The organism is Frankia sp. CoWAU3, assembly GCF_977971855.1.
Genome location: NZ_CDWWXB010000027.1, coordinates 25,698 through 27,960, shown reverse-complemented (window position 1 = coordinate 27,960; position 2,263 = coordinate 25,698). Strand labels below are relative to the sequence as shown.

The following is a 2,263-nucleotide window of genomic DNA, read 5'->3' as shown; positions in this document are numbered from 1 at the left end:
CGTGGGGGGCTGGTCCCTGGTCCACGGCATGCGCCGCCGATGTCCAGGGGCCCGACCGCCTCCGGAGAGGGGCACCGGGTCGGTGAGTATGGGCGACATGGGGATCACTGTCGACCGCGGACCTTTCGGCTTCTTGTGATCTACCTGTGCGCAGGCTGTGAAGCTCGGTCGGGGTGCGTCGGGTTGGTCAGGCGGGCAGGCTCGGACGGGACCGTCTCCGAGGGAGGGAGGCATCGGGGCAGCTCGACCATGAAGGCGGTGCGTCCCGGCTCGCTCGTGGCCCGCACGTGCCCGTGATGTGCCTCGACGACGGCGGCGACGATGGCGAGCCCCAGCCCGGTGCTACCGGCGGCGCGGGACCGCGAGCTGTCGCCGCGCGCGAAGCGTTGGAAGACCTCGGGGAGCAGATCCGGGGGGATGCCCGGGCCGTCGTCCACGACCGCGAGGATCGCCGTGGGGCCGCTCACGGTCAGGCTCGCCGTGACCTGGGTGCCAGGCGGCGCGTGGGTGCGGGCGTTGGCCAGCAGGTTCGCGAGAACCTGGTGCAGGCGGGCCGGGTCCCCGGTGACCGTGACCGGCTCCTCGGGCAGGTCGAGAGCGAAGCGGTGGCCCGGGGCAGCCACGTGCGCGTCGTTGACCGCGTTGACGATCAGCCGGGAGACGTCCACCGGTTCCCGGACCAGGTCCCGACCGGAGTCGAGCCGGGCGAGCAGCAGCAGGTCGGAGACCAGCGCCGTCATCCGCGCGCTTTCGGACTCGACCCGGCTCATCGCGTAGGTGACGTCCGCGGGGACGTGCTCGCGGGTCCGGCGGGTCAGTTCGGCGTACCCGCTGATCGCCGCGAGCGGAGTGCGCAGTTCGTGGCTGACGTCGGCGAGGAACTGGCGCATCCGCATCTCGCTTGCGTGGCGGGCGGCCAGCGCGGCACCGATGTGGCCGAGCATCCGGTTGAGCGCCGCCCCGACCTGGCCGACCTCTGTGCGCGGGTCGGTGTCGACCTGCGGCACCCGCACCGACAGGGCCACCTCACCCCGGTCGAGGGGTAGCTCGGCGACCCGGGAGGCCGTCGCGGCGACCCGCCGCAGCGGTCGCAGCGTGACGCGGACGATCGCCGTGCCGGCGATCGCGGCGGCCGCGACCCCCACCAGCGCCACCACCCCAGCGATCATTGTCATCCTGGTGAGGGTCGCGTTCACCTGTTTCATCGGCAGCCCGGTGACGACGATCATATCGTCATGGGTGGTCCTCGCGAGGAGCCGATAGTCACCCTGATCGCCGAACGCCCGGGTATACGGCCGCAGGTAGGCGGGAATGCCCGCGACGACGGCGGTCTCGGCGGTGGTCAGCTCCTTCCCCCCGCCGGCGGTATCGATGAAGGCCCCGTAGGTTCCATCCTCGCCCACGACGGCTCCCAGCGTTCCCGGATCGACCGGTCCACGGAAGAACCGGCGAACCCGCAGCTGCTGCGGGCTGAGGCTGGACGGCTGGTCGGCGGCAGCGGAGTCGGTGGCGGCAGCGGAGTCGGTGGCGGCCGGGGCCGGGAGGGCCGGCAGGGCCGGGAAGGACGGGAGGTTCTGGAGAAAGGTGGGTTCCGGCCGGTCCCATCGCCCGCTGGCCTCCCGCAGCCGCCTGTCGAGCTGGTCGACGAGGACACCTCGCAGCGCGACGGCGGTGACGAACACGATCACCAGCGAGACGGTCGCCAGCAGGAGCATCAGGAGGGCGAGCAGCCGGGTGCGCAGTGACCAGCGCGAGGGCGCGACCGGCACGATCCGGACCCGGTGAGCCGGGGAGCTCATGCCGGGCCCGGCGAGGTGCCCCTCGATGACGGGGCGGCGGAGGTCCTCGGTGCCAGCGCCGGATCGGCCGGCCGCAGGACGTACCCGGCCCCGCGCATCGTGTGGATCATCGGGGGGCGGCCGGCGTCGATCTTCTTGCGCAGGTACGAGACGTAGAGCTCGACGACGTTCGCCTGGCCGCCGAAGTCGTAGTTCCAGACCCGGTCGAGGATCTGGGCCTTGCTGAGCACCCGGCGTGGGTTGCGCATGAAGAAGCGCAGCAGCTCGAACTCGGTGGCGGTGAGGTGCACCGGCTGGCCGGCGCGCTGCACCTCCCGGCTCTCCTCGTCCATCGTGAGGTCGCCGACGACGAGCCGGGCGCCCTGCAACGCCTCGGTGGTGCGCGCGGCGCGGCGCATCAGTCCGCGCAGCCGCGCGACGAGCTCCTCGAGACTGAACGGCTTCGTGACGTAGTCGTCGCCGCC

At 72.5% G+C, this 2,263-nt stretch carries 2 protein-coding genes; both read right to left on the bottom strand.

Going from position 1 to position 2,263, the window contains the following annotated elements; translation table 11 throughout:
• Nucleotides 1-140 precede the first annotated feature (140 nt).
• Nucleotides 141-1,799: a sensor histidine kinase gene (locus AC08ON_RS04870; protein ID WP_476606531.1), complete on the bottom strand. Its 1,659-nt coding sequence runs from the start codon at nucleotides 1,797-1,799 to the stop codon at nucleotides 141-143.
• Nucleotides 1,796-2,263: response regulator transcription factor (locus tag AC08ON_RS04865; protein ID WP_476616527.1), on the bottom strand; the 468-nt coding region annotated here is incomplete at its 5' end. The genes AC08ON_RS04865 and AC08ON_RS04870, both read right to left, overlap by 4 nt.

Bases quoted from the DNA above. Each gene is read 5' to 3' on its own strand.
- AC08ON_RS04870 (WP_476606531.1), bottom strand. From the start codon at position 1,799: ATGAGCTCCCCGGCTCACCGGGTCCGGATCGTGCCGGTCGCGCCCTCG.